19 protein-coding genes and 1 tRNA gene are annotated in these 25,980 nt (G+C 71.2%); 8 read left to right on the forward strand and 12 right to left on the reverse strand.

The window, feature by feature from the left end:
- The first annotated feature begins 55 nt into the window (after nucleotides 1-55).
- Nucleotides 56-1,015: an AAA family ATPase gene (locus ACFY5B_RS10285; protein ID WP_389967346.1), complete on the forward strand. Its 960-nt coding sequence runs from the start codon at nucleotides 56-58 to the stop codon at nucleotides 1,013-1,015.
- On the opposite strand, the gene ACFY5B_RS10290 is transcribed toward ACFY5B_RS10285, so the two are convergent.
- Nucleotides 985-1,851, reverse strand: coding sequence for an alpha/beta fold hydrolase (locus tag ACFY5B_RS10290; RefSeq protein ID WP_389967349.1), 867 nt, complete (start codon nucleotides 1,849-1,851; stop codon nucleotides 985-987). The two genes, ACFY5B_RS10285 and ACFY5B_RS10290, sit on opposite strands and share 31 nt — an antisense overlap.
- A gap of 77 nt (nucleotides 1,852-1,928) precedes the next feature.
- A complete protein-coding gene (locus ACFY5B_RS10295; RefSeq protein ID WP_389967352.1) occupies nucleotides 1,929-2,471 on the reverse strand; it encodes a hypothetical protein in 543 nt (180 codons plus the stop codon).
- Between the two features lie 170 nt (nucleotides 2,472-2,641).
- On the opposite strand from ACFY5B_RS10295, the gene ACFY5B_RS10300 reads away from it, so the two are divergent.
- Entirely contained in the window at nucleotides 2,642-3,265 is a 624-nt protein-coding gene (locus tag ACFY5B_RS10300; RefSeq protein ID WP_389967355.1) for an HD domain-containing protein, read from the forward strand.
- A gap of 388 nt (nucleotides 3,266-3,653) precedes the next feature.
- Here the strand turns inward: ACFY5B_RS10300 and fusA are convergent, their stop codons facing one another.
- The 6 genes from fusA to ACFY5B_RS10330 all read right to left on the reverse strand — a co-directional run bounded on the left by fusA (nucleotide 3,654) and on the right by ACFY5B_RS10330 (nucleotide 11,688).
- Entirely contained in the window at nucleotides 3,654-5,693 is a 2,040-nt protein-coding gene (gene fusA / locus ACFY5B_RS10305) for an elongation factor G (protein WP_389967357.1), read from the reverse strand.
- Between the two features lie 324 nt (nucleotides 5,694-6,017).
- On the reverse strand, nucleotides 6,018-6,932 hold the full coding sequence (locus ACFY5B_RS10310; RefSeq protein ID WP_389967360.1) for a YceI family protein: 915 nt from the start codon (nucleotides 6,930-6,932) through the stop codon (nucleotides 6,018-6,020).
- Between the two features lie 138 nt (nucleotides 6,933-7,070).
- Nucleotides 7,071-7,913, reverse strand: coding sequence for an NAD(P)H-binding protein (locus tag ACFY5B_RS10315; protein WP_389967363.1), 843 nt, complete (start codon nucleotides 7,911-7,913; stop codon nucleotides 7,071-7,073).
- A gap of 9 nt (nucleotides 7,914-7,922) precedes the next feature.
- The gene (locus ACFY5B_RS10320) at nucleotides 7,923-9,029 is read right to left on the reverse strand and encodes a maleylacetate reductase (RefSeq protein ID WP_389967366.1); all 1,107 of its coding nucleotides are present in this window, start codon (nucleotides 9,027-9,029) and stop codon (nucleotides 7,923-7,925) included.
- Nucleotides 9,026-9,895: a dioxygenase gene (locus ACFY5B_RS10325; RefSeq protein ID WP_389967369.1), complete on the reverse strand. Its 870-nt coding sequence runs from the start codon at nucleotides 9,893-9,895 to the stop codon at nucleotides 9,026-9,028. The genes ACFY5B_RS10320 and ACFY5B_RS10325 overlap by 4 nt, the downstream gene beginning before the upstream one ends.
- On the reverse strand, nucleotides 9,892-11,688 hold the full coding sequence (locus ACFY5B_RS10330; RefSeq protein WP_389967372.1) for an FAD-dependent oxidoreductase: 1,797 nt from the start codon (nucleotides 11,686-11,688) through the stop codon (nucleotides 9,892-9,894). The genes ACFY5B_RS10325 and ACFY5B_RS10330 overlap by 4 nt, the downstream gene beginning before the upstream one ends.
- Nucleotides 11,689-11,904: 216 nt before the next feature.
- Between ACFY5B_RS10330 and ACFY5B_RS10335 the strand changes: the two genes are divergently transcribed.
- A complete protein-coding gene (locus ACFY5B_RS10335) occupies nucleotides 11,905-13,629 on the forward strand; it encodes a sigma-54-dependent Fis family transcriptional regulator (protein ID WP_389967375.1) in 1,725 nt (574 codons plus the stop codon).
- Between the two features lie 81 nt (nucleotides 13,630-13,710).
- Here the strand turns inward: ACFY5B_RS10335 and ACFY5B_RS10340 are convergent.
- Nucleotides 13,711-13,795 (reverse strand) — tRNA-Leu (locus ACFY5B_RS10340).
- 142 nt (nucleotides 13,796-13,937) lie between these two features.
- Here ACFY5B_RS10340 and ACFY5B_RS10345 point away from each other — a divergent pair.
- On the forward strand, nucleotides 13,938-15,269 hold the full coding sequence (locus tag ACFY5B_RS10345) for a DUF2254 domain-containing protein (protein WP_389967378.1): 1,332 nt from the start codon (nucleotides 13,938-13,940) through the stop codon (nucleotides 15,267-15,269).
- 213 nt (nucleotides 15,270-15,482) lie between these two features.
- Here ACFY5B_RS10345 and ACFY5B_RS10350 read toward each other — a convergent pair whose 3' ends face one another.
- From ACFY5B_RS10350 to sucC, 3 genes are all read right to left on the reverse strand, one after another.
- On the reverse strand, nucleotides 15,483-17,024 hold the full coding sequence (locus ACFY5B_RS10350; protein WP_389967381.1) for an aldehyde dehydrogenase family protein: 1,542 nt from the start codon (nucleotides 17,022-17,024) through the stop codon (nucleotides 15,483-15,485).
- 62 nt (nucleotides 17,025-17,086) lie between these two features.
- On the reverse strand, nucleotides 17,087-17,998 hold the full coding sequence (sucD, locus tag ACFY5B_RS10355; protein WP_389967384.1) for a succinate--CoA ligase subunit alpha: 912 nt from the start codon (nucleotides 17,996-17,998) through the stop codon (nucleotides 17,087-17,089).
- Between the two features lie 14 nt (nucleotides 17,999-18,012).
- Nucleotides 18,013-19,143: an ADP-forming succinate--CoA ligase subunit beta gene (gene sucC / locus ACFY5B_RS10360; protein ID WP_389967387.1), complete on the reverse strand. Its 1,131-nt coding sequence runs from the start codon at nucleotides 19,141-19,143 to the stop codon at nucleotides 18,013-18,015.
- A 176-nt stretch (nucleotides 19,144-19,319) separates the two neighbouring features.
- On the opposite strand from sucC, the gene ACFY5B_RS10365 reads away from it, so the two are divergent.
- The 4 genes from ACFY5B_RS10365 (at nucleotide 19,320) to ACFY5B_RS10380 (ending at nucleotide 25,914) form a co-directional block, all read left to right on the forward strand.
- Nucleotides 19,320-21,002, forward strand: a complete 1,683-nt coding sequence (locus ACFY5B_RS10365; protein ID WP_389967390.1) for a thiamine pyrophosphate-binding protein — start codon at nucleotides 19,320-19,322, stop codon at nucleotides 21,000-21,002.
- 10 nt (nucleotides 21,003-21,012) lie between these two features.
- The gene (gene frc / locus ACFY5B_RS10370) at nucleotides 21,013-22,254 is read left to right on the forward strand and encodes a formyl-CoA transferase (protein WP_389967393.1); all 1,242 of its coding nucleotides are present in this window, start codon (nucleotides 21,013-21,015) and stop codon (nucleotides 22,252-22,254) included.
- A gap of 4 nt (nucleotides 22,255-22,258) precedes the next feature.
- On the forward strand, nucleotides 22,259-24,403 hold the full coding sequence (locus ACFY5B_RS10375; protein ID WP_389967731.1) for an acetate--CoA ligase family protein: 2,145 nt from the start codon (nucleotides 22,259-22,261) through the stop codon (nucleotides 24,401-24,403).
- 122 nt (nucleotides 24,404-24,525) lie between these two features.
- Nucleotides 24,526-25,914: an OFA family MFS transporter gene (locus ACFY5B_RS10380; RefSeq protein WP_359629456.1), complete on the forward strand. Its 1,389-nt coding sequence runs from the start codon at nucleotides 24,526-24,528 to the stop codon at nucleotides 25,912-25,914.
- Nucleotides 25,915-25,980 lie beyond the last annotated feature (66 nt).

The raw sequence follows: 25,980 nt of genomic DNA on the forward strand, positions 1-25,980 counted from the left end.
GATCACTCCCTACACCTAGCCACATGACATCCATTTTCAACAAGGTGGGGCTGTCGTGAGGATCGCGTTCGTCGGCAAGGGCGGCAGCGGCAAGACCACGCTCTCCGCGCTCTTCTCCCGCCATCTGGCGCGCTCCGGCGCGCAGGTCCTCGCCGTCGACGGCGACATCAACCAGCATCTGGCCGAGGCCCTGGGCGGCGAGGAGAAGTCCGCCCCTCCCCTGGGCGCACACGTGCCCGAGATCAAGGACTACCTACGGGGCGACAACCCCCGCATCCCCTCCCCCGAGGCGATGATCAAGACGACCCCGCCCGGCCGCGGGTCCCGTCTCCTGCGTCCGCTCGGCGACGACGAGCTGCACGTCCGGCACGTCGGCAGGGCGGGGGGCGTCCCGCTCATGGTGACGGGCGAGTTCGACGAGTCCGACCTGGGCGTGGCCTGCTATCACTCCAAGCTGGGCGCGGTCGAGCTGTACCTCGGGCATCTGCTGGACGGCCCCGGCGAGTACGTCGTGGTCGACATGACCGCCGGCGCGGACGCCTTCGCCTCGGGCCTGTTCGCCCGCTTCGACATCACCTTCCTGGTGGCGGAGCCCACCCGCAAAGGCGTCTCGGTGTACCGCCAGTACCGGGACCACGCGGAGCAGTTCGGTATCCGCATCGCCGTTGTCGGCAACAAGGTGACCGGCGAGGACGATCTGCTCTTCCTCAAGGAGCAGGTGGGCGACGACCTCTTGACCCACCTGGTGCACTCCCCCTGGATCCGCGCGGCGGAACAGGGCCGGGCCGGGTCCGGCCCCGACGCGCTGGCATCGCTGGAGCCGCACAACCGCCACGCCCTCACGGTGTTGCGTGAGGCGGTCGACGCCGAGGTTCGCGACTGGAATCGGATCCACCGCCACGCGGTCGAGTTCCACCTGCGCAACGTCCACGCCTGGGCGGACGCACGTACGGGCCGGGATCTGGCGGCGCAGGTGGACCCGGACTATGTCCCGGGCAGCGGGGCGGACGCCTGATCCAGGAAGGCCGCCAGGGCCGTCACGAACGCACCTGCCCCGTCCCGCCACGGGAAATGCCCCGCTCCGCTCTGCACGGCGAGTTCCGCATGCGGGAACAGACCGGCGTACTCCCTCATCGCGCGCACGGGCGCGGCGATGTCGTACTCCCCGGCGAGGACGAGCACCGGTGAGGGCGACTCGGCGAGAGCGGCACGCGTGGCGCCGGGGTCGAAGGCACCCTCGGAGGCGTACCGGGCCGCTGCCTCGTCGTTGCGCTGCCGCTGCTCCGCAGCACGGAACCGGCGTGCCTCGTCGTCCCACCGGCCGAACCAGAAGGGGGCGACGGCGTCCCAGTCGGCGGGCTTCGCCCGGCCGGACGTGATCGCCTCCAGGGACGCCTGCGCCGGGGCGTACCAGGGTTCGCCCCGGCGCAGGCGGGCCGTCTCCAGCCGGTCCTCGGCGGTGATGTCGAGGCCGACGGCGAAGACGCTGGGTGTGACGAGCGCGAGCCGGCCCACGTGCTCCGGATGCCGGGCCGCGTACAGCACGGCCAGGTTCGCCCCGGCGGAGTGCCCGAGCAGATCGATCCGCTCCAGGCCCAACTTCGCACGCAGCGCCTCGACGTCGCCGACCTGCCGGTCACAGCGGTACGACACCGGGTCCCTCGGCACCGTGGAGTGGCCCGTGCCCCGGAGGTCCAGCCGGATCAGGGTGCGGCGGGCCGTCAGACCGCCGAGGTCCCCCAGGTAGACGGAGTCCTGCATGGGGCCACCCGGGAGGCAGACCAGGGGCGGTCCGTCTCCCATCACGTGGTAGGCCAAGGTGGTGCCGTCCGGTGCGGTGAAGGCGGGCATGGAAGCGACCTTTGCAGGAGGTGGCGTCCTGGACAACGGGATTTCCGCCGTCTGTGAGTCCCCGCCTGGGCGTTCCCCTACTCGATCCCCGTGGCGTCGAGCAGCCGGACCACGTCCTTGCGCCCGTATCCGAGCAGCCGGGCCCGGTCGGCTGCCATCAGCACCAAGTGCGCGACGATCTTCGCGGCGTATCCGTTCTTGCTGTCCGCGTCGAACCATTCCTGGGGCTTCTCGACACCCGAGCTGTTCATCACCAGGCCGTGCTCTCGGCGGACCTCCGCGACGGTACCGGCGACCGCGTCCAGGAGCGTCTTCCCCGGCCGTTCGCATTCCAGGGCGAAGCACCCCCGGTCGACCGGCACGCACCCCTCCGGCGGACTCGCCCGCAGCCCCGCGTACCTCTCGTCCTCGAACCCGCAGGCCCGGAACTCGTCGTGCACCAAGGAGAAGCGATGGAAGCCGGGCGGAACCGGCGGCGGTGGAGGCGTGTACTCCCACCCGGCGTCCTCGTACAACTGCCGCTTCACCTCCTCCTCTTCGGCATGTGTCACGGTGAAGCCGGTGGCCTCGTTGCGCCCGGTCGTCGTGCCGTCGGGGTTACGGTGGAAATGCAGGCCCATGGTGTGCTCCCGTCACTGTGCTGAGTAGTGGACGACAAGTCCCGTCACCAGCTCGAACGGCCCGCGGGCCGGGCAGGTGCCCGATCCCCCAGGCACCATCCGATCGCGTGAAAAGGACCGCTGCGGGAACTTCCCGGCTCGGCCGGACGAGCGGTTGTTACGCTCCCCCGATGAGGATTCCGGGCCCCGCAGAGATCCGGGCGCTGCACGAGAAGTACGCGCCCACCACCGAGGCGTTCGCCCTCGTCCACAGGCACTGCGAGACCGTCTGGGGAATCGCCGAGCAGCTCCTCGCCGCGCCCCACCTCGCCCACCTCGACGCCGAACTGGTCCGCGCCGGCTGTCTCCTCCACGACATCGGCGTCTACCGCCTCTACGCGGATGACGGGCGGCTGGACCACCGGAACTACATCCGGCACGGTCTGCTCGGCCACGAGATCCTCGAAGCGGAGGGCTTCCCCGACACCCTCCGCCGCTTCTGCTCCCACCACACCGGAGTGGGACTCACCCGGCAGGACATCGTCAGCCAGGGTCTGCCTCTCCCTCCCGCCGACTATGTGGCGGTGACGGAGGAGGAGAGGCTGGTGATGTACGCGGACAAGTTCCACACCAAGTCCCGGCCGTCGGTGTTCCTCTCCCCCGACGAATACGCCGCCCACATCCGCCGCTTCGGCGAGGACAAGGTGACCGCCTTCCAGGCCCTGCGCGCGGAGTTCGGCGACCCGGAGCTCACCGGGCCGGTGCCGGGCTTCGAGGCGGAGGGGGGCGGCAGGACGGCCGCCGCTCACGCGTGAATCGTGAGTGATCTACAGCACGCACGATGATGGTCGTCTCCCCATTCCGTCTTGCGCGCAGGAGTCGCGCCGATGACACCGGCCTCGTCGTCGCACCGCAACCATGGGCCTGGGATACGCCACGCTCATCCCCGACAACGGCGTCACCGCCCTGAAGGTCGCCGACATCGACGGCGTACGGCTCGCCGGGTTCCTGGGCCACCACCAGCATGGTCGCGGGCCGCGATCCAGTACGGATTGCCGACGTCGGGGACGTCCACTGTGCTGTCTTACCCGTAGGGGCAGGCCATGAGACACCGGCCCGGCCCCTCCCTGGAGACGAGGAAGGGAGAACCGGCCCGGCCCGTCCCCTCCCTTCGGGCAGGAAGGGAGGGGACGGGCCCCAGCGCTACCGCGCCGGCGACGCGACCGGCGTCGGCGCGTAGCCGGTGGGAAGGGCCGTGAAAGTGCCGCGGCCCTGGGTACGGCTGCGCAACCGGGTCGCGTAGCCGAACAGTTCGGCCAGCGGCACGGTGGCGGTGACGACCGCCGCACCGGCCCGGGTGACCGAACCGGTCACCCGGCCGCGCCGGGCGGCGAGATCGCCGAGCACACCGCCGACCGCGTCCTCGGGCACGGTGACCGTGACCTCGACGACCGGCTCCAGCAGGACCATCGCGCAGGCGCGCAGGGCCTCACGGAGACCGAGGCGGCCGGCCGTGCGGAACGCCGTGTCCGAGGAGTCCTTCACATGGGTCGTCCCGTCGGTGAGCGTGACGCGCAGCCCGGTGACCGGATGACCACCGAGCGGCCCCTCGGCCAGGGCGTCACGGCAGCCGGCCTCGACCGCCCGGACGTACTCCTGCGGCACCCGCCCACCGACCACGGCCGAGCGGAACGCGAATCCCTCTCCGTACGGCTCCACATCGAGGACGACATGGGCGAACTGCCCCGCCCCGCCGTCCTGCTTGACGTGCCGGAACACCAGACCGGACACGCCCCGGCCGACGGTTTCGCGGTAACTGACCCGGGGGCGGCCGACGTTGACCTCCAGCCCCAGCTCGCGCCGGAGCTTCTCCACCGCCACCTCCAGGTGCAGCTCACCCATGCCGGACAGCACCGTCTGCCCGGTCTCCGGGTCGGTTCGCACGACCAGCGAGGGATCCTCCTCGGTCAGCCGGGCCAGCCCCGACGCCAGCCGGTCCGTGTCACCGGCGCGGCGGGACTCCACCGCGACCGACACGACCGGCTCGGGCACACCGGGCGGCTCCAGGACGAGCGGCGCGCCCGGTGCGCACAGGGTCGAGCCGGCGCGGGCGGACTTCAGCCCGACCACGGCGACGATGTCCCCGGCGACGGCCCGGTCCAGCGGTGTGTGCCGGTCGGCCCGGACGCGCAGGATCCGCCCGATCCGCTCGGTGCGCCGCGCGCTCGCGTCCCACAGGGTGTCTCCCTTCTCGATCGTGCCCGAGTAGATCCGCAGGTAGGTCAGCCGTCCCGTCGGGGTGGCGTGCACCTTGAACGCGAGGGCGGCCACCGGTGCCGCGGGGTCGGCGGCCCGCTCCTGCTCCTCACCCTCGTGCGTGCCCCTGACCGGCGGCACGTCCAGGGGCGACGGCAGGTAGGCCACGACGGCGTCCAGCAGCGGTTCGACACCGCGGTTGCGGTACGCGGAGCCGCACAGCACGACCACGCCGTCACCGTCCCGGGTCAGCGCGCGCAACGCCGAGGTGAGGGTCCCCGCGGAGAGCGTGCCGGTGTCGCAGAACTCCTCCAGCGCGCCCGGGTGCAGTTCCGCCACGGCCTCCTCCAGCGCCCGGCGGCGGGCGACGGCTTCGTCCCGCAGGACGTTCGGCACCGGCGTCTCCTCGGCCGAGCCGCCCTCGTCCCACAGCAGTGCGCGCATGCGCACCAGGTCGACGACGCCGGTGAAGGTGTCCTCCGTGCCGATCGGAAGCTGCACGACCAGGGGCGCCGGGTGCAGTCGCTCCCGGATCGACGTCACGGCCGCGTCGAGGTCGGCCCCGGCGCGGTCCATCTTGTTGACGAAGGCGATCCTCGGTACACCGTGCCGGTCGGCCTGCCGCCACACCGACTCGCTCTGCGGTTCCACCCCGGCGACCGCGTCGAACACGGCCACCGCCCCGTCGAGCACCCGCAGGGCACGCTCCACCTCGTCGGCGAAGTCGACGTGCCCGGGAGTGTCGATGAGATTGATCCGGTGACCGTCCCAGGCGCAGCTGACCGCCGCGGCGAAGATGGTGATGCCGCGATCGCGCTCCTGCGGGTCGAAGTCGGTGACGGTGGTGCCGTCGTGGACCTCGCCGCGCTTGTGGGTGGTGCCGGTGGCGAACAGGATCCGTTCGGTGACGGTGGTCTTGCCGGCGTCGACGTGGGCGAGGATGCCGAGGTTGCGGACGGCGGAGAGCGGGTTGAGGTGGGTACGCACGGCCCGGGGCCTTTCGGTGCGATCGGGAAAAGGGGCAGCGCGATTCCAGGGCGAAACGGGAAGGTGGGTGGCACCACATCTGACATTGCGTCAGCAACTTTGGGTGCCTGAGTCGTTCGACCCGGTCAGCCGGTGCCGCCGCGCAGCGGGCACCGGAACGACGAAGACACGAGGATCACCTCGTAGCGCGGCAGGGAGACGACGACAGCGGCGTGGTCACGCATGGCCGTCTCCCTTCGTTCGTCGCGATGATGCCCGGCGCTCGGCAGGCGGCGTCGGGTCCGTCCGTGAGTGTAGGAAGACCGGAGGGAAGGGGGCCAGGGATTATTCCGGCGGGGTCGGCGTGTCGTGGGTGCGGTACATCGCCTGGACGTCGAGCTCCAGTTGGACCGTCGGGCCGACCACCGCGATGCCCCGGGCCAGCATGGAGCGCCAGTTCAGCGTGTAGTCCTCGCGGTGCAGTTCCGCCGTCGCCAGGGCCGCGCAGCGCAGTTCCTGGCCGTAGCCGCCGTTCACGGTGCCGAGGTACGTCGTGTCCAGGGCCACCGAGCGGCTGACGCCGTGCATCGTGAGGGAGCCCTGCAGCGTCCACTTGGTGCCGCCGCGGTAGGCGAAGCGCGCGCTCGTGAAGTCGATGTACGGGAAGCGTTCGACGTCGAGGAAGTCGGCGGATCGCAGATGGTTGTCGCGGGTGGTGTTGCCGGTGGTGATGCTGGAGGCGTCGATCCTGACGTGCACGCGGGAGTCGGACATGTCCGGGGCGATCCGGATACCGCCCTCGAAGCGTTCGAAACGACCGTGCACATGGGCCATCCCGACGTGCTTGGCGATGAAGCGGATCGCCGTGTGCGGCGGGTCGAAGAGCCAGGTTCCGGGCGTCGGCAACTGGAGCGCCTCGGCGGATTGCAGCCAGACGCGCTCGGGGGCCGTCGGGGCGCCCGGGCCCGTCTCGATCGTCTCGCGGTGCGGCCGCAGGCCCTCCGCCGAGATGAGCAGGCTGTACCGGCCGGGCGGCAGCGCCGCGAGGAAGTAGCCGTAGGGGTCGGTCGTGCCGCGGGCGGCGACGCGGTGGGTGTCCAGGGCGGTGACGGTGACGTCCGCGGCCGCCAGGGGCGAGCCCATCGGGTCGACGACCTCGCGGGCCACCGCGCCCGCGCCGTCGGGAAGGGGGAGGGCGAGGCCCGCCGCCGCGGCGGAGGTGTTCTTGAGCCACCGGCGCCGGAGCAGTGCGAGGGCCATGGTGGTCACCTTTCTTCGGGTGTGCGGCCGTACGAGCAGCGATTCAGCGCACGCCGACGGCCGCACCTTGCTGCGGTCACACCCCCTTGTCGATCTTGACGGGCCGGGTTCGGGTACGGGTGTCTCAATACGAGACAGTCACGACCGTCCCCCGAAGAGGTGCGCGTGCTCGGCGGCCCACGTGGCGAAGGTGCGCGCCGGCCGGCCCGTGACCTTCTCCACGGTGCCCGAGACCGTACGGCCCACCTCCGGGGTGTTCCCGTACGCCATGAGCAGGAAGCCGATGACGTCCTCGGGGAGGCCCGCCGCCCGCCATTGCGCGAGCGCCTCTTCCTCCGTCAGCTCGATCAGGGTGATCTCCCGGCCGGTGGCCGCGGCGATCGTCTTCACCTTGTCGCCGACGGTGAGCACGTCGGGCCCGGTGATCACGTACTCCTGGCCGCCGTGCCCCTCCTCCGTGAGCGCGACCGCGCCGACGGCGCCGATGTCACCCTCGTGGACCATGGCGCTCAGGCGGTCGACGAACGGCTCCCGCACCTCGCCCGAGGCCACGATCCCGTCCACCCACTCCAGGGCGTTGGCCATGAACTCGACCGGCATGAGCACGGTCCAGTCCACGCCGTCGTCGGCCCGCACCGCGTCCTCCAGCGGGGTGGGGCCTCCGCCGTGGAGCACGGTGAGGCGACGGACACCGGCGGCGCGGGCGAGTTCCAGGATCCGGGGGCCGGTCTCCAGCGGGCTGAAGGCGGCGCCCCCGAAGGTGATCAGGTGGAGCCCCGTGACGCCCTCCAGGGCCGGAGCCAGGCCGTCCGGCTCGGTCAGGTCGCCTTCGACGACCTCGACGCCCGTCGGGAAGGAGGCCTTCCCTGCGTCACGCGTGAGAGCACGCACCTCGTGCCCCCGGGCGAGCAGTTCGGCGACGACCTGACGGCCGACGGTTCCGGTGGCGCCGGTGACAAGGATCTTCTGCGTCTGAGTCATGCCACGACCCTAGGAACGCTTGCGGTCACCTTCTGTCCGCGAGCCGGAGTCCGGCGGGCGCCCTTCGAACGCCGCGAGCAGCACGCCCCGCACTCCCTCCACCGTCACCTCACGCGGGTTGGCGTACGGCTCGCCCGCGGTCCGGGCCGCCGCCGGGGTGAGATCGGCCTCCGTGAGGCCGAGTTCGGCGAGGCTTCGCGGTGCGCCGAGGCGGCCGGCCAGGTCCCACAGGGCGTGGGGCACGTCGTCGGCGCCGAGGGCGCGGCGCAGTACCGTCAACGCCTGCGGGGCGGCGGGGGCGTTGTGGGCGAGGGCGTAGGGCAGGACGACCGTGTGGGTCTCGGCGTGGGGCAGGCCGTAGGTGCCGCCGAGGACATGGCACAGCTTGTGGTGCAGGCCCATGGTCGTCGCGCCGAGGCACGCGCCGCACAGCCATGCCGCGTACAGTGCCCGGCTGCGCGCGTCGAGGTCCGTTGGGTCGCCGGCCAGCCTCGGCAGCGCCTCGGCCATCGCCCGGACGCCCTCCTCCGCCATGACCGAGACCAGCGGTGAGACGTCCGGGGCGTACAGCGCCTCGACGGCGTGCGCGAGTGCGTTGATCCCGCTGGTCACGGTCAGTGGTACGGGCAGGGAGAGGGTGAGCCGGGGGTCGTAGACGACGCTGCGGGGCTGGACGACTGGGTCGCGGCCGGTGCGTTTGGTGCCGTGCTCGGTCAGGCCCCACACCGGGGTCATCTCGGAGCCCGAGTAGGTGGACGGTACGGCGATCAGCGGCAGTCCGGTGCGCAGGGCGATCGCCTTGCCGAGCCCGATCGCGGAGCCGCCGCCGACCGCGACGCAACCGTCCGCGCCGGCCGCCCGGACGGCCGCGACGGCCCGGTCCGCGTCCTCCACCGGCACGTGCATCCGTGCCTCGGGGTGCAGCCCGGCGCAGCTGTCGCCGAGCGCGTCCGCGACCGCCCGCGCCACGCGCTCGCCCCGGCTGCCGGACACCACGAGCAGCCGCCTCAGACCCAGGCGCGCCGCCTCGTCCGGAGTCGCGGTGACGGCCGCGCCGGGCCGGAAGACCACCCGCTGGGGCCGGGTCTCGTAGCTGAACTCGTCCTGGAACGTCATGCGGTCCGCTCCAGTACGAGGTCGAAGCTGGCGTGCCGGAAGGGGTTGTCCACGCCGAACTCCCGGGCCAGCGCCGGGTCGTCGGTCTCCGTGAAGTCCTGGACGAGGCTCTGCTTGACGGCGAACACCGCGTCGGAGTCGAGGTAGTCGCCGCCGGCCACGAAGATGTGTGTGGTGACGGGTGTGTGGCCCTCGGCCGCGGCGATGAAGTGGATGTGCGCGGGGCGGTAGGGGTGTCGCCCGGTCGCGCGCAGCAGCCCGCCCACGGGACCGTCGGTGGGGATCGGGTACGCCGCCGGGACGCAGGTGCGGAACCAGAAGCGGCCCTCGGTGTCGGCGGTGAACAGCCCGCGTCCGTTGCCCGCGGGCTGGACGCCGGGCTGCTGGACGTCGTAGTAGCCCTGGTCGTCGGCCTGCCAGACGTCGACGACGGCGCCGGGCAGCGGGGTGCCGTCCGCGGACCGCACCCGGCCACTGACGACGCACCTCTCACCCCCGCCCACCAGGTCGATGTCGTCGCCGAGCGTGCGCGGCGGCGACTCGGTCATGTGGAAGGGGCCCAGCACGGTCGACTCGGTGACCCCTGCCGCGTGATCGGCGTTCAGGGTCTCCACCAGCATGGACAGGCCCAGTACGTCCGACAGCAGGATGAACTCCTGCCGGGTGTCGGTGCACGCCCGGCCGGTCGCCGTCAGGAAGGCGATCGCCCGCTCCCACTCCACCTGGGTGAGGCGGGTCTCGCGGGCGAAGTCGTGCAGATGGCGGACGAGGCCGGTGAGCAGCTCACGCAGCCGCGGGTCGGCGGTCCCGCGCAGGCTGGCGAGGGCCTGCTCGGTGACGCCGGCCCTGGTCGCATCGGTGGTCATCCCGGCTCCTCGTCGTCGACGTCCGCTTCTTCCATGATGGCCCGCTCACCGTGGCCGAGGATCTGCAGCAGCGCGTTCGCGAGCAGTTCCCCGGCGTCCGGAGCGGCGGTGGCGTGACGGAAGGCGACGAAGCCGTCCGGGCGGACGAGGAGGGCGCCCGCGTCGGAGGTCTCGCGCAGGCGTGCCCAGTCGCCGTAGGGGTCCTCGTACTCCTGGCCGGGACCGATCACCACGGTGGCGATCCCGATGTCCTGGGCCGAGGCCGCCCGCACCCAGTCCTCGCCCCCGATGCCGGTCAGCAGGGTGAAACGGCCCCGGCCGACGGTGTCGAGGGTGGAGAGCGTGCGGGTGCCGCGCGTGATCCAGGCGTGCGGGAGCCGCGCGCCGGGCCGGGTGGACGGCTGGTGGTGCAGTTCGGGGTCGCGGGTGAAGCCGGGGTCGGGCGTGCCGTCCGGGACGATCGCGGCGGAGTTCTGCGCGGAATAGCGCTGGTTGAGGTCGACGCCGTGTGCGTTGAACTCGTAGACCTTGAAGGCGATCGCCTCGCGCAGCTTCGCCCGCTGCTTCTCGGCGGCCGCGGTGGCGTCCTTGCGGGCCGCGATGTTGGACCAGAGCTGCTCGGGGGTCTGCGGGGAGAGACCGTCGAGGGCCTCGAAGACCGGCGCGGTCTCGCGGATGGACCGGTTGGCGCGGGTGACGATCTGCCGTCCGATCGGGGCGCGTTCGGTGGTGTAGCTGTCGAGCAGGCGGGGGTGGGCGGTGCCGTCGAGGACCAGCTTGAGCTTCCAGGCGAGGTTGTAGGCGTCCTGGACCGAGGTGTTGGAGCCGAGGCCGTTGGACGGCGGATGCCGGTGGACGGCGTCCCCGGCGCAGAAGACCCGGCCGTTGGCGTACGTCTCGGCGTACATCTCGTTGACGGTCCATGCCGAGGACGACGTGACGGTCACGGGGATGTCGTCGTCGCCGACGAGCTTCCGGACGATCGCCTCGGCGTACTCGGTCGTCAGGTCGGGGGCTCCCGCGTTCACGTCGTAGCCCCAGACGATCAGCCACTCGTTCCAGGGGCGCACGCAGCGCACCAGCCCCGCGCCGATGCCGCCGACCGTCGCTCCCGGGGCGAGGACCCAGTAGAGGATGGACGGGCGGTGGGCGGTGTACTCGCTCAGGTCCGCCTCGAAGACGATGTTGATGCTGCCGGCCACGCCCATCTGGCCGCCCATCGGCAGCCCGGCGTCCGCGGCGACCTTCGACCGCCCGCCGTCGGCGCCGATCAGGTACTTGGCGCGGATCTCGTAGGTGTCCCCGCGCAGCCGGTCGCGGACGGTGGCGGTGACGCCGTCGGGGTCCTGGGTGTGGGAGAGGTACTCGGTCTCGAAGCGGAGCCGGGTGCCGCGGGCGACGGCCGCGTTCACGAGGACCGGCTCCATGAGGTGCTGCGGCATGTCGCACATGCGGGTGGGGCTGGCAAGTTCGTGTTCGGCCTGTATGAGCGGGTCGTTGCCCCAGGAGCGCACCCGGCCCAGTTCCTCGCCGGCGAGGCTCGTGCAGAACGTCGTGTTGCCCATCAGGTGCTGCGGGGTGGCCTGGGCGACGACCTCCTGCTCCACGCCGAGGTCGCGCAGCACCTCCATGGTGCGCTGGTTGGTGATGTGCGCGCGGGGGGTGTCGGCGAGGCTCGCGTGGCGGGTCACCACGATGTTGGGGACGCCGTAGGTGCTCAGGGCGAGCGCGGCCGAGGCACCGGCCGGGCCGCTGCCCACGATCAGGACGTCGGTCTCGACGACGGTGGCCATGCGGCGCTCCTGCGAAAGGGGGCGGGTGGCGGATGCGGAACGTGCATGATCATGGTGCGCCGCGGCCGGACGCGGGTGTCTCATTACGAGACACCCGCTCGCCGACGAGGGGCGGCGTCGGGTCCCTCGGGAAGGGGCGCCGCGGAGCCGCGAAGGGCGGCGCCGGGACCCGCACTTGTTTCCTGTTCAACCGAACGCGCTACGGTGGGCCGTGCCGTGACCACCACAGACCCCTCCCCCGCAGCCACCGCCCGGCCCTCGCTGCGCCTCGCCCGCGAGCGGTTCCTGTCAGGGCGTCCGCTGCCCCGGAGCGTGCCGGAGGAGGTCGTCGCGGCGTGGCGGCGGGCGCGCTTCTTCGGCGTGCCGCACGACTTGGCGGAGCCCGCGACCCGCCCCCCGCTCACCGGGGAGCCTGCGCTGCTCGGCGCCGCCCGGCCGGTGCTCGACCGGGTCGTCCCGGCGCTGGGCGTGGGCGGGGCGCTGCTCGTCCTGACCGATGAGCGGCTGCGTGTGCTGTGGACGGCGGGGCACGTCCCGGAGTTCGGTACGTGCCCCGCCTTCCTGTCGGAGCAGGAGGTCGGCAACAACAGCGCGGCGCTCGCCGTGCGTGTCCGGGGCCGGGCCGAGGTGCACGGGCCCGAGCACTTCCTCGACCGGTGGCAGGACGTGTCCGCGGTCAGCGTCCCGGTGCTCGGGCCGGAGGGCGGGCAGGTGCTGGGCACCGTGACGGTCGGGACACGGCTGTGCGCCACGGGAGCGCCGCACCCTCAGGCGGCCTTCGCCGAGGCGACGGTCGCGGCGATCGAGACGGAGCTGCGGGCACGGGCCGGGTGGGACGAGCGGGTGTTGCTGGACGCCTATGTGCGGGCGGCGCGGGGGCCGGGCCGGGCCGTGGCGGCACTCGACGGCCGCAACCGGCTGGTCAGTGAGGCGGCGCAGCGGCTGCTGACGCCCGAGGTGCTCGGGGTGCTGGAGCGTACGGCGGCCGGCGCGCGGGATACGGACGTCTCGGGCTTCGCGGAGTTGCCGGAGGGAGCCGGGTGCACCGCGCGCGTCACTCCGGTGCGTCTGGACGGCAGGACCCTCGGGATCGTGGCCGCCCTGGAACCGCTCGACGATCCGGCCCCCAGGGCCTCGACCCCGGTCTCGTCCCCGCCGGTGGCCCTGAGCGGTTCCTCGGTCCCCTGGCGGCACACCGTCGGACATGCCGTCGAACTGGCCCGTTCCCGGGAGCCCCTGCTGCTCACCGGTGAGCGCGGTACGGGCAAGTCGGCGCTTGCGCGGGAGCTGTTCGGGCCGGGCCCCGTCCAGGTCGCCGACGCGGCGCTCGACACCGGCCTCGATCAGGCCCTGCCCGGGTGGCGTTCCGATCGCCCCCTCCTGCTCCGTCACGCCGAGCGCCTCGCGCAGCCCGGCGTGGCCGCGCTCAACTCCCTGCTCGACCGGCACCCGGACACCCGGCTGCTGATCACCTACACACCCGGTACGCCCGTCGGCCCCTGCCTGCAGCGCCTGCTGGACAAACTGTCCGCCCGCTCGGTGACTCTGCCACCGCTACGGGAACGCGCCGAGGACATACGGGAACTGGTGTCGGCCCTCACTCCCCGTCCGGCGCCCGGGCAGCCGCCGCTGACCTGGACCATGGACGCCCTGCACGCGCTGGAGCGGTACCCGTGGCCCGGCAACGTCACCGAGCTGGCCCATGTCGTGCGGGCCCTCGCGGAGCACCGGCGGATGTCCGGGCCGGTCCGCCGGGCGGAGCTGCCGGACGCCGTCCGGGAAGGACCGGCCGCTCGTCCGCTCAGCCCGATGGAGCGCGCCGAGCGGGCCGCGATCCTGGAGGCGCTGCGCCGCCACGGGGGCAACAAGGCGCGCACGGCGGTCGCCCTCGGGATCGGCCGGGCGACGCTGTACCGCAAGCTGCGGGAGTACCGGCGCTGATCATTGATGACGGGGATGACGGGGATGACGCACAACAGCTCGGGCGGGTCGAGAAGATCTCGACCCGCCCGAGCTGGTCTGTGTCCGAGGGGGGACTTGAACCCCCACGCCCGATAAAGGGCACTAGCACCTCAAGCTAGCGCGTCTGCCATTCCGCCACCCGGACCAGGTGTCTGCCGCCTTGCCAGGGGTGCTCCCCGCGGCGACATGGACAACAATACCAAGCTTTCGGAGTGCCTTTCACCTGCGTTTCCGTGCGCCTGGCGGGGGTCCGGGACCTCGCGCACCGTTACCTCTAGGGTCGCACCATGAGTGACTGGATGGTTACGCAGAGCCCCTCGGTCCGGCGTCGCCCGCGTGCGCTGTCGCCGCTCAGGGAGCATCTGCGGGACACGTTCTGGTTCGCCCCCACCGCGGCGATGGTCGGGGTCTTCGTGGTCTGGGTGGGGGCGGAGGCGCTCGACACGGCCGTCGTCGACGCGCTCCAGCAGGACCGTGACTACGAGACGCTGGGCGAGCTGCTGCGGTTCGCGGAGGACGCGAAGGCGGTGGTGAGCGCGATCGGCTCGGCGATGATGACCTTCATCGGTGTGGTCTTCAGCATTTCGCTGGTGGCGGTGCAGATGGCGAGCGGGCAGTTCACCCCGCGCGTGGTGCGGCTCTTCGTGCGCAGCCGGATCACCAAGGCGACCTTCGCGGTCTTCCTGTCGACTTTTGTGCTGACCCTGCTGGTCCTGACGAGCTTCGACACCGTCGACGATCCCCGGGCCGTCACGACGGTCCCTCTGGTGCAGTCGGTCCTCACCCTCGGCATGGTCGCCCTGAGCCTGCTGCTCTTCGTGCTGTACGTGAACGCCACCCTGCGGCTGATGCGGATCAGCCATGTGATCGCGCGGATCGCCTCGGAGTCGTTCCGGGTGGTCGCCTCGATGCCCGTGCCGGTGGGCGGGCAGGACGCGCCCGGCCTCGGCACCGAGACCGCGTGGGTGCCGCACGAGGGCCGGGCCGGGGTGCTGCGGGACGTGCACATCGCACGATTGGTGCGGGTGGCGCGCAAACACGGGGTCGTGCTGCGGCTGCTGCCGCGGATCGGGGACTTCGTGGTGCCCGGGATGCCCGTGCTGGCGGTGCACGGCGGGCCGGTCCCACCGCGCAGGGCGCTGCGCTCCGCGGTCTCGGTGGGGGTGGAGCGGACCTACCACCAGGATCTCGGTTTCGGACTGCGGCAGTTGTCCGACATCGCACTGCGCGCCCTGTCCCCCGCGATCAACGATCCGACGACCGCCGTCCAGGCTCTGGACCGCGTCGTCCAGTTCCTTGCCGCGCTGAGCCGGCGTCCGCTGGACGCCGCCCTGCACCGGGACCGGGCCGGTGCGGTGCGGATGGTGCAGCACGTGCCGGACTGGACCGAGCTGGTGGATCTCGGGTTCACCGAGGTACGGGGCTGCGCCGTCGGGAGCCCGCAGGTCTCCCGGCGCATGCTGGCCGGCCTCGACGACCTGCTCCTGCTCGCACCGCCGGAACGCCGAGAGCCGCTGCTGCGCCATCGCGAACTGCTCCGGCAGGCGGTCGATCTCGCCGCGGCGACCGCGCCGGACCGGGACTTCGCCCTGCGCCCGGACCGGCAGGGCATCGGCTGAGCGACGTCTCGAAGTGCCGGGCCGCGCCACGTCGGACCGCACCCTTGTGCCGGGCCGCGCCACGTCGGACCGCACCCTTGTGCCGGGCCGCGCCACGTCGGACCGCACCCTTGTGCCGGCCCCCTGCCGGCCGTCGGACCGCTCCGGCGTCCGACGCCGGCCCCCCCTCATCGCGGACCCCGCGGGGAACCGGCGTCGGACGCGCCCCCTGCGTCAGGGCAGCAGCTGGTACTCCGGGAAGTTCCCCGGCAGCCGCTCCCCCTGCGGTCCTCGCGTCACCGCCCGCACGAGCAGGTCGCCGCCGACGAACGCGCCGCGCCAGGACGCGCCGAGTCCGCCGAACAGCTCGTCGCGATCGCCCCTTGAGCGGGGCGTGCCGTGGCCGACCTTGAACGCGCGGATGTGCGGGGCGAGCCGCTCGTACGTCGCCCGGTCGTCCGTGGACAGCGTGGCTACCAGCGCGCCGTTGGAGGCGTTCATCGCGGCCAGCAGCTCCGCCTCCGTGTCGACCAGGACGATCGTGTCGACCGGGCCGAACGGCTCCGCGTGGTGCAGTGGGGAGGACGAGGGCGGGTCGAGGAGCGTGACCGGCTGGACGTAGGCGGAGGTGTCCTGGCCGGGCAGGAAGCGGGCGTCGTCGGGCGTGGCGCGGTGCAGCGGTACGGCGCCGCGTTCGATCGCCACGGCGACCTGGTCCTGCAGCTCCTTCGCCTTGGCCGCGTTGATCACCGGCCCGAAGTCCAGCTCCGGGTACGGATCGTCCCCCTGCTCCACGGCGAGCGGATGCCCGACCCTGAGCGTGCGCACCGCCGGGAGGTACGCCGCCAGGAACGCGTCGAACAGGTGCCGCTGGACGACGAAGCGCGGGTATGCCGTGCAGCGCTGCTTGCCGTAGTCGAAGAGCTTGGGGATCACCGCGGTGAAGGCGTCCCAGTCCGAATAATTCCAAATACCCCAGGTGTTGAGTCCCTCCTGTTCGAGTACGTGTCGTTTGCCGAGGTCGGCGACGGCTGTGGCCACCGCGGCGCCGGTGTCGCGGCCGCCGACGAAGGAGACGCAGCCGATCTCGGGCGCCCGCACCAGCGCCTGGGACAGCTCGCCTCCGCTGCCGCTGACGAGGGTCACCGGAACTCCCTCGCGGGCGGCGAGGGCGCAGGCCAGGGTCAGGCAGGCGACACCGCCGTCGGTCGGGGCCTTGGCGATGGCCGCGTTGCCTGCCAGTGATTGGACCAGTAATGCGTGAACGAGCACGCTCATCGGGTAGTTCCAGCTGGCGATGTTGGATACCGGGCCGTCCAGCGGGGAGCGGCCGGCGAGCATCGGTTCGACGCCGTCGACGTACCAGCGGACCCCGTCGATGGCCCGGTCGACGTCCGCCTGGGCGAGCCGCCAGGGCTTGCCGATCTCCCACACGAGCAGGAGGGCGAGCAGCGTGCGGTGTTCGGTGAGGGCGTCGAGGGTGGCCGCGACCCGGGCCCGGCGCTCCTCCAGGGGGACGTGCCGCCAGGCGCGGTGCTGGTCGAGGGCGGCGCACACGGCCCGGTGGGCGGTGGTGCCGTCCAGGCGGGGCGGGCCTGCGATCGGGCTGCCGTCGACCGGGCTGACGGCGGGCAGCACCCGTCCGTCCTCGTGCCAGGCGCCGTTCCAGAGGTTGAAGGTCCGGTCGTCGTGGAAGGCCTCGGGAGCGACGGCGAGGCAGCGCTGCCACGCGTCGGGCCAGGACGTGCCGGTCTTGAGAGTGAGGGTGGGTGCCATGGGTTGCTCCGCTCTCGGTGCACAGTCGGGGGCGGGGAATGCGGCGTGGGGCGGCCCGGCCGTCAGCCTTCGAGGCGCGCGAGGACCAGCTTCGCCGTCTCGGTCGGTGTGCTGCCCACGCTGACGCCGACCGCCTCCAGGGCCTCCTTCTTCGCGGCGGCCGTGCCGGAGGAGCCGGACACGATCGCGCCCGCGTGCCCCATGGTCTTGCCCTCTGGTGCGGTGAATCCGGCGATGTAGCCGACGACGGGCTTGGTGACGTGCTCGCGGATGTAGGCCGCCGCCCGTTCCTCCGCGTCGCCGCCGATCTCGCCGATGAGGACGATCAGGTCGGTGTCGGGGTCGTCCTGGAAGGCGGTGAGGCAGTCGATGTGCGTGGTGCCGACGACGGGGTCGCCGCCGATGCCGACGCAGGTGGAGAAGCCGACGTCGCGCAGCTCGTACATGAGCTGGTAGGTCAGCGTGCCCGACTTGGATACCAGGCCGATGCGGCCCGGCTTGGTGATGTCGGCCGGGATGATGCCCGCGTTGGACTGGCCGGGCGTGATGAGGCCGGGGCAGTTGGGGCCGACGATGCGGGTGCCCTTGTCCTTGGCGTACGCGGTGAAGGCGACGGAGTCGTGGACGGGGATGCCCTCGGTGATGACGACGGCGAGGGCGATGCCTGCGTCGGCGGCTTCGATCACGGCCGCCTTGGCGAAGGAGGGCGGGACGAAGACGACGGTGACGTCCGCTTGGGTGGCGCGCATGCCGTCGGCGACTGAGCCGAAGACCGGCACAGCCATGGGGGCACCTCCCAGGCCCTGGAGCCCCTGGGGGACGTCGAAGTCGACGGTGCGGCCGGCCTTGCGCGGGTTGACGCCGCCGACGACGTTCGTGCCGGCCGCGAGCATGCGCCGGGTGTGCTTCATGCCCTCGCCGCCGGTCATGCCCTGGACGAGGACCTTGCTCTCCTTGGTGAGGTAGATGGCCATGACGTTCCCTCTGCTCAGGCCGTGGTGGCGAGTTCGGCGGCACGGGCGGCGGCGCCGTCCATGGTGGTGACCTGCTGGACCAGCGGATGCGCGTGCTCGTCGAGGATGGCCCGGCCCCGGGCCGCGTTGTTGCCGTCCAGGCGGACGACCAGCGGCTTGCTCAAGCGCACGGATTCCAAGGCCTGGACAATGCCGTCGGCGACCGCGTCGCAGGCGGTGATCCCGCCGAAGACGTTGACGAAGACGGATTTCACGGCCGGGTCGGAGAGGATGACCGACAAGCCGTCCGCCATGACCCGGGCGCTCGCTCCGCCGCCGATGTCGAGGAAGTTGGCCGGTCGCGCGCCGCATCCCGCGACCACGTCCAGGGTCGACATGACGAGACCTGCGCCGTTGCCGATGATGCCGACCTCGCCGTCCAGCTTGACGTAGTTGAGGCCCTTCGCGGCGGCGGCCGCCTCCAGCGCGTCGTCGTGCTCCGCGTCGTCCGCGCCCCAGCGCGCCTGCCGGAAACGGGCGTTGTCGTCAAGGGTGACCTTGCCGTCGAGGGCCAGGATCCGGCCCTCCTTCGTGCGCACGAGGGGATTGACTTCGACGAGAAGGGCGTCCTCACGGACCAGGACCTCCCACAGGCGTACGAGGACGTCCACGGCCTGCCGCGGCAGCCCGGCGGCCTCGGCGATCTCGCCCGCCTTCGCGGTGGTGACTCCCTCGGCGGGGTCGACGGGGACACGGGCCACGGCCTCGGGACGGGTGGCGGCGACCTCCTCGATCTCCATGCCGCCTTCCGCGGAGGCGATCGCGAGGAAGCGTCCCGCCGCGCGGTCGAGTACGTAGGACACATAGAACTCGGTGTCGATGTCCACCGGTTGGGCCAGCATGACCGTGCCGACCGTGTGTCCCTTGATGTCCATGCCGAGGATCTGGCGTGCGGTCAGCTCGGCGGCGGCCGGGTCGGCGGCGAGTTTCACGCCACCGGCCTTGCCGCGTCCACCGGTCTTCACCTGGGCTTTCACCACGACCCGGCCACCGAGCCGGCGTGCGATCTCGCGAGCTTCCTTGGGCGAGTCCGTCACCTCGGCCCGCGGCACCAAGATGCCGTGTTCTTCGAAGAGTTCTCTTGCCTGGTGTTCGTACAGGTCCATTTCGGCTCCTGACTGCCGTGTCTTCTGGGGAGCGACCCCCAGTCCCCCGAAAATGCCGCACGCCCCCTGGACACCACCCACCGGATGCGGGATAACAAGCTTCATACAGTATTCGTCGACTGTATGCAATGTACTGCGAGCCGCTCCAACCCCCTACGAAGGGACAGGACTTCGCCATGCCCGACGACACCCAGGACTTGATTTCCGGTGGTCATCTCGTAGCCAAGGCGCTGAAGGCCGAGGGGGTCGACCGCATCTACACGCTGTGCGGCGGCCACATCATCGACATCTACGACGGCTGCGTCGACGAGGGCATCGAGGTCGTCGACGTACGCCACGAGCAGGTCGCCGCCCACGCCGCAGACGGCTACGCCCGCATCACCGGCAAGCCCGGCTGCGCGGTGGTCACCGCGGGGCCGGGGACGACCGACGCCGTCACCGGTGTCGCCAACGCCTTCCGCGCGGAGTCCCCGATGCTGCTGATCGGCGGTCAGGGAGCCCTCACCCAGCACAAGATGGGGTCTTTGCAGGACCTGCCGCACGTCGACATGATGAACCCCATCACCAAGTTCTCGGCGACCGTGCCGGACACGGCCCGCGCCGCGGACATGGTGTCCATGGCGTTCCGCGAGTGCTTCCACGGCGCGCCCGGACCCTCCTTCCTGGAGATCCCGCGCGACGTGCTGGACGCCAAGGTCCCCGCCGCCAAGGCGCGCGTGCCGCGAGAAGGCGCCTACCGCGCCTCGACCCGCTCTGCAGGCGACCCCGAGGCGATCGAGAAGCTCGCCGACCTGCTGGTGCACGCCGAGAAGCCGGCCGTCCTGCTGGGCAGCCAGGTCTGGACGACCCGGGGCACCGAAGCGGCCATCGAGCTCGTCAGGACCCTCAACGTCCCCGCCTACATGAACGGCGCGGGACGCGGCACCCTCCCGCCCGGCGACCCGCACCACTTCCAGCTCTCCCGCCGGTACGCCTTCTCCAACGCCGACGTCATCGTCATCGTCGGGACGCCCTTCGACTTCCGCATGGGCTACGGCAAGCGGCTGTCGCCGGACGCGACCGTCGTGCAGATCGACCTCGACTACCGCACGGTCGGCAAGAACCGCGACATCGACCTCGGCATCGTGGGCGACGCCGGTCTGGTGCTGAAGTCCGTGACCGAGGCGGCCTCCGGGCGTATCAACGGCGGTGCGTCCAAGCGCAAGGAGTGGCTGGACGAGCTGCGGGCGGCCGAGCAGACCGCTCTGGAGAAGCGGCTGCCCAGCCTGAAGTCGGACGCCTCCCCCATCCATCCCTATCGTCTGGTCAGCGAGATCAACGACTTCCTCACCGAGGACTCCATCTACATCGGTGACGGCGGCGACATCGTCACCTTCTCCGGCCAGGTCGTGCAGCCCAAGTCACCCGGTCACTGGATGGACCCCGGTCCCCTCGGCACGCTCGGCGTCGGCGTCCCCTTCGTGCTCGCGGCCAAGCAGGCGCGGCCCGACAAGGAGGTCGTCGCACTCTTCGGCGACGGCGCGTTCTCCCTCACCGGCTGGGACTTCGAGACCCTCGTCCGCTACAACCTCCCGTTCGTCGGCATCGTCGGCAACAACTCCTCCATGAACCAGATCCGGTACGGCCAGGCCGCCAAGTACGGCAAGGACCGCGACCGGGTCGGCAACACCCTCGGCGACGTCCACTACGACAAGTTCGCCCAGATGCTGGGCGGTTACGGCGAGGAGGTCCGCGACCCCGCCGACATCGGCCCGGCCCTGCTGCGTGCACGCGAGTCCGGCAAGCCGTCGCTGATCAACGTCTGGGTCGACCCCGACGCGTACGCCCCCGGAACCATGAACCAGACCATGTACAAGTGAGGTGCCCGCGATGACTGCTACCTCCACCAAGGCCCTCGAAGGCATCCGCATCCTGGACATGACCCACGTCCAGTCCGGGCCGTCGGCGACCCAGCTGCTCGCCTGGCTCGGCGCGGACGTCGTCAAGCTGGAGGCTCCGACCGGCGACATCACGCGCAAGCAACTGCGTGACCTGCCGGACGTCGACTCCCTCTACTTCACGATGCTCAACTGCAACAAGCGGAGCATCACCCTGAACACGAAGACCGAACGCGGCAAGGAGATCCTCACCGAGCTGATCCGGCGCTCCGACGTCATGGTCGAGAACTTCGGCCCGGGCGCGGTGGACCGGATGGGCTTCACCTGGGACCGCATCCAGGAGATCAATCCACGGATCGTCTATGCCTCCATCAAGGGGTTCGGCGAGGGCCCGTACACCAACTTCAAGGCGTACGAGGTCGTCGCGCAGGCCATGGGCGGGTCGATGTCGACCACCGGTTTCGAGGACGGGCCGCCGCTGGCGACGGGGGCCCAGATCGGGGACTCGGGGACGGGTGTGCACGCCGTGGCGGGCATCCTCGCCGCGCTCTATCAACGGGAGCGCACCGGGCGCGGGCAGCGGGTCAACGTGGCCATGCAGCACGCCGTACTCAACCTGTGCCGGGTGAAGCTGCGGGACCAGCAGCGTCTGGCACACGGGCCGCTCGCTGAATATCCCAACGACGACTTCGGCGACGAGGTTCCCAGGTCCGGAAACGCCTCCGGCGGCGGCCAGCCCGGCTGGGCCGTCAAGTGCGCGCCGGGCGGCCCGAACGACTACGTGTACGTCATCGTGCAGCCCGTCGGCTGGCAGCCGATCAGCGAGCTCATCGGCCGGCCCGAGCTGGCCGACGACCCCGAGTGGGCGACGCCCGAGGCACGGCTGCCCAAGCTCGGCAAGATGTTCCAGCTGATCGAGGAGTGGTCCTCGACGCTGCCCAAGTGGGAGGTGCTGGAGCGGCTCAACGCGCGCAACATCCCGTGCGGGCCGATCCTGTCGACCCGGGAGATCATCGAGGACCGTTCGCTGGTCGCCAACGGGATGGTCGTCACCGTCCCCCACCCCGAGCGTGGGGACTTCGTGACCGTCGGCAGCCCGCTCAAACTGTCCGACTCCCCCGTCGAGGTGACCAGTTCACCCCTGCTCGGCGAGCACAACGAAGAGGTCTACGTCGGCGAACTCGGCCTCGGCGACGAGGAAGTGCGCCTGCTCAAGTCGAACGGAGTGATCTGACGTGATGGCCGAAGACCGGGTCCTGCGGGTGCGGTCCCTCCTGGAGTCCGTGCGGGCCGAGGGACGGACCGCGCTGACCGCGCCCGAGGGCAAAGTGATCGCCGACGCGTACGGGATCGCCGTGCCGGGCGAGGAACTGGCGACGGACGTCGAGGAGGCCGTGGCGTTCGCGGCGCGCTTCAACGGGCCCGTCGTGATGAAGATCGTCTCGCCGGACATCCTGCACAAGACCGACGCCGGCGGAGTGATCGTCGGGGTCGAGGGCGCGACCGGCGTACGGGCCGCCTTCCACACCATCATCGACAACGCACGCGCCTACGACGCCGATGCCCGCATCTCGGGCGTGCAGGTGCAGGAGCTGCTGCCGAAGGGGCAGGAGGTCATCGTCGGCACGGTCACGGACCCGACGTTCGGAAAGGTGGTCGCCTTCGGACTCGGCGGGGTGCTCGTCGAGGTCCTCAAGGACGTCACCTTCCGGCTGGCCCCCGTGTCGGCCGACGAGGCGCTGTCCATGCTGGACTCGATCCGGTCGGCGGAGATCCTGCGCGGGGTGCGCGGCCAGGCGGGCGTGGACCGGTGGGCCGTCGCCGAGCAGATCCGCCGGGTGTCGCAACTCGTCGCGGACTTCCCCGAGATCGCCGAGGTGGACCTCAACCCGGTGATCGCAACGGCCGAGGGTGCCGTCGCGGCCGACATCCGGGTGATCCTCGCCGAGTCGCAGCCCGCCCCGCGCCGGAAGTACACGCGCGACGAGATCCTCATCTCGATGCGCCGACTGATGCAGCCTGGCTCTGTCGCCGTGATCGGCGCGTCCAACGAGCAGGGCAAGATCGGCAATTCGGTGATGCGCAACCTCATCGACGGAGGGTTCGCCGGGGAGATCCATCCGGTGAACCCCAAGGCCGATGACATTCTGGGCCGCAAGGCGTACAAGAGTGTCACGGACGTTCCCGGTGAGGTGGATGTGGCGGTCTTCGCGATCCCCGCCAAGTTCGTGGCCTCGGCCCTGGAGGAGGTGGGGCGCAAGAAGATCCCGAACGCCGTGCTGATCCCCTCCGGGTTCGCGGAGACCGGCGAGCACGAACTCCAGGCGGAGATCGTGGAGATCGCCGAACGGCACGGCGTACGGCTGCTGGGGCCGAACATCTACGGCTACTACTCCACCTGGCAGGACCTGTGCGCCACGTTCTGCACGCCGTACGACGTCAAGGGCGGGGTGGCGCTGACCTCGCAGTCGGGCGGCATCGGCATGGCCATCCTGGGCTTCGCCCGCACCACCAAGACGGGTGTGTCGGCGATCGTCGGGCTCGGCAACAAGTCGGACCTGGACGAGGACGACCTGCTGACCTGGTTCGGCGAGGACCCGAACACCCAGTGCATCGCGATGCACCTGGAGGATCTCAAGGACGGCCGCGCCTTCGTGGAGGCCGCCCGGGCTACCGTGCCGAAGAAGCCGGTGGTCGTGCTGAAGGCCGGGCGGACCGCGGCGGGCGCCAAGGCGGCCGGTTCGCACACCGGCGCCCTCGCCGGTGACGACGCCGTGTACGACGACATCCTGCGGCAGGCCGGCGTGATCCGCGCGCCGGGGCTGAACGACATGCTGGAGTACGCCCGCGCGTTGCCGGTGCTTCCCGCGCCCAAGGGCGACAACGTCGTGATCATCACGGGCGCCGGCGGCAGTGGTGTGCTGCTCTCCGACGCGGTGACGGACAACGGCCTGTCGCTGATGGAGATCCCGCCGGACCTGGACGAGGCGTTCCGCAGGTTCATCCCGCCCTTCGGGGCCGCGGGCAACCCGGTGGACATCACCGGGGGCGAGCCACCGTCGACGTACGAGGCGACGATCCGGCTGGGTCTGGAGGACCCGCGCATCCACGCGCTCGTCCTCGGCTACTGGCACACCATCGTCACTCCTCCCATGGTCTTCGCGGAGCTCACCGCGCGCGTGGTGGCCGAGTTCCGGGAGCGGGGGATCGAGAAGCCCGTGGTGGCGTCGCTCGCGGGGGACGTGGAGGTCGAGGAGGCCTGCCAGTACCTCTTCGAGCACGGGGTCGTGGCGTATCCGTACACGACCGAGAAGCCGGTGGCCGTGCTCGGCGCGAAGTACCGCTGGGCGCGGGAGGCGGGACTGCTGGGGGGCGGTACATGAGGTGAGTGAGCGGGGGGCCGGCCGACGGTGCGCGTCGGCCGGCCCCGGGAGCCGCACGCGCACGAAAGGCATGGGACAGGGGGCGCTGGCCAGATCTTTCGACGCAAGGGGTGCGACACGACATGACAACGACCGATCTGCCCACCACGGTTCCCTACCGGGAGGTCACCGACGCGAACGGTCGCGTCTACCGCCTCGGTGAGACCGACATCGACATCATGGGGCGCAAACGCAAGTGGATGGTGATCCTGCCCTGGATCGGCATGATGGGCATCTCCTCCGCCGAGTACGCGTTCGCGTCCGCCGAGGACACCCTGCACACGGCGCACAGCTGGAACAGCATGCACATCTTCTGGATGATGACCGTCTGGGTCTTCTTCCAGGCCGCGGTGGCCTTCCCCGCGGGCAAGCTGCGGGAAAGCGGGAAACTGCCGGCCCGCTGGGCCATGATGCTCGGCGCCACCGGCACGCTGCTGGGCTACCTGTCCCTCGCCTTCGCGCCGCACGTCGTCTTCGCCTACATCGGGTTCAGCATGTTCAGCGGCATGGGCGCGGGCATGGTCTACGCCACCTGCGTCAACATGGTCGGCAAGTGGTACCCGGAGCGCAAGGGCGGCAAGACCGGCTTCGTCAACGGCGGTTTCGCCTATGGCTCGGTGCCCTTCGTCTTCCTCTTCAACGGCTACATGGACCTGACCAACTTCCGCTGGGTGCTGGTCTCGGTGGGTGTGTTCCTGGCCGCGATGGTCGCGTGCTCCGGCTACTTCTTCAAGGACCCGCCGAAGAACTGGTGGCCCTCCACGATCGACCCGCTGAACCCGCCGGACGACCCGCGCGCGGCCCGCTCGATGCGGATGAACCCGCCGGCGGTGCGCCAGTACTCCCCCAAGGAGGCGTGGAAGACCGGCCGGGTCGCCCTGATGTGGTTCTGTCTGGCGTGCACGTCCGGCGTGAACATCTTCGGCATCGCCTTCCAGGTGGAGATCGGCGAGGAGGCCGGGTTCGCGGGCGGGATCGTCGCCACGGCCATGTCCCTGAAGGCCATCGTCAACGGCACCGGCCGCGGTGTCATCGGCTGGCTCTCCGACCTGTACGGCCGCAAGCGGTGCCTGCTCGTCGTCTGCGTGATCCTGGGCCTGTCCCAGTACGGCATCCTCTGGTCGGCGAACGCCGAGAACCTTCCGCTGTTCCTGGTCTTCTCCTCGATCTCCGGCTTCGGCGGCGGCGCCATCTTCCCGATGTTCGCCGCGCTCACCGCCGACTACTTCGGTGAGAACAACAACGCGTCCAACTACGGCATGGTCTACAGCGCCAAGCTCGTCTCCGGCCTGGGCGCCGGCATGGGTGCCGTGGTCGTCGGCGCCTGGGGGCACTCCGGCGCCTTCATCCTGGCCGGCTCCATCTCCCTCTTCGCCGGCTGCGTGGCACTGTTCCTGACCCCGCCGGGACGCGACAAGGAAACGCGCCGCATCTCCCCCAACCCGCAACCGCTCGGCGAGGACACCACCTGATATGACGCCGGATCCGGCCGCGGCACCCAGCCCCTCGGCACCGTCCGCCGCCGTACACCGTCCCCA

It is taken from the genome of Streptomyces sp. NPDC013187 (assembly GCF_042899705.1).
Taxonomy (GTDB): Bacteria; Actinomycetota; Actinomycetes; order Streptomycetales; family Streptomycetaceae; genus Streptomyces; species Streptomyces hawaiiensis_A.

Bases quoted from the DNA above. Each gene is read 5' to 3' on its own strand.
- ACFY5B_RS10290 (WP_389967349.1), bottom strand. From the start codon at position 1,851: ATGCCCGCCTTCACCGCACCGGACGGCACCACCTTGGCCTACCACGTG.
- ACFY5B_RS10295 (WP_389967352.1), bottom strand. From the start codon at position 2,471: ATGGGCCTGCATTTCCACCGTAACCCCGACGGCACGACGACCGGGCGC.
- ACFY5B_RS10300 (WP_389967355.1), top strand. From the start codon at position 2,642: ATGAGGATTCCGGGCCCCGCAGAGATCCGGGCGCTGCACGAGAAGTAC.
- ACFY5B_RS10310 (WP_389967360.1), bottom strand. From the start codon at position 6,932: ATGGCCCTCGCACTGCTCCGGCGCCGGTGGCTCAAGAACACCTCCGCC.
- ACFY5B_RS10315 (WP_389967363.1), bottom strand. From the start codon at position 7,913: ATGACTCAGACGCAGAAGATCCTTGTCACCGGCGCCACCGGAACCGTC.
- ACFY5B_RS10320 (WP_389967366.1), bottom strand. From the start codon at position 9,029: ATGACGTTCCAGGACGAGTTCAGCTACGAGACCCGGCCCCAGCGGGTG.
- ACFY5B_RS10325 (WP_389967369.1), bottom strand. From the start codon at position 9,895: ATGACCACCGATGCGACCAGGGCCGGCGTCACCGAGCAGGCCCTCGCC.
- ACFY5B_RS10330 (WP_389967372.1), bottom strand. From the start codon at position 11,688: ATGGCCACCGTCGTCGAGACCGACGTCCTGATCGTGGGCAGCGGCCCG.
- ACFY5B_RS10345 (WP_389967378.1), top strand. From the start codon at position 13,938: ATGAGTGACTGGATGGTTACGCAGAGCCCCTCGGTCCGGCGTCGCCCG.
- ACFY5B_RS10350 (WP_389967381.1), bottom strand. From the start codon at position 17,024: ATGGCACCCACCCTCACTCTCAAGACCGGCACGTCCTGGCCCGACGCG.
- sucD (WP_389967384.1), bottom strand. From the start codon at position 17,998: ATGGCCATCTACCTCACCAAGGAGAGCAAGGTCCTCGTCCAGGGCATG.
- sucC (WP_389967387.1), bottom strand. From the start codon at position 19,143: ATGGACCTGTACGAACACCAGGCAAGAGAACTCTTCGAAGAACACGGC.
- ACFY5B_RS10365 (WP_389967390.1), top strand. From the start codon at position 19,320: ATGCCCGACGACACCCAGGACTTGATTTCCGGTGGTCATCTCGTAGCC.
- frc (WP_389967393.1), top strand. From the start codon at position 21,013: ATGACTGCTACCTCCACCAAGGCCCTCGAAGGCATCCGCATCCTGGAC.
- ACFY5B_RS10375 (WP_389967731.1), top strand. From the start codon at position 22,259: ATGGCCGAAGACCGGGTCCTGCGGGTGCGGTCCCTCCTGGAGTCCGTG.
- ACFY5B_RS10380 (WP_359629456.1), top strand. From the start codon at position 24,526: ATGACAACGACCGATCTGCCCACCACGGTTCCCTACCGGGAGGTCACC.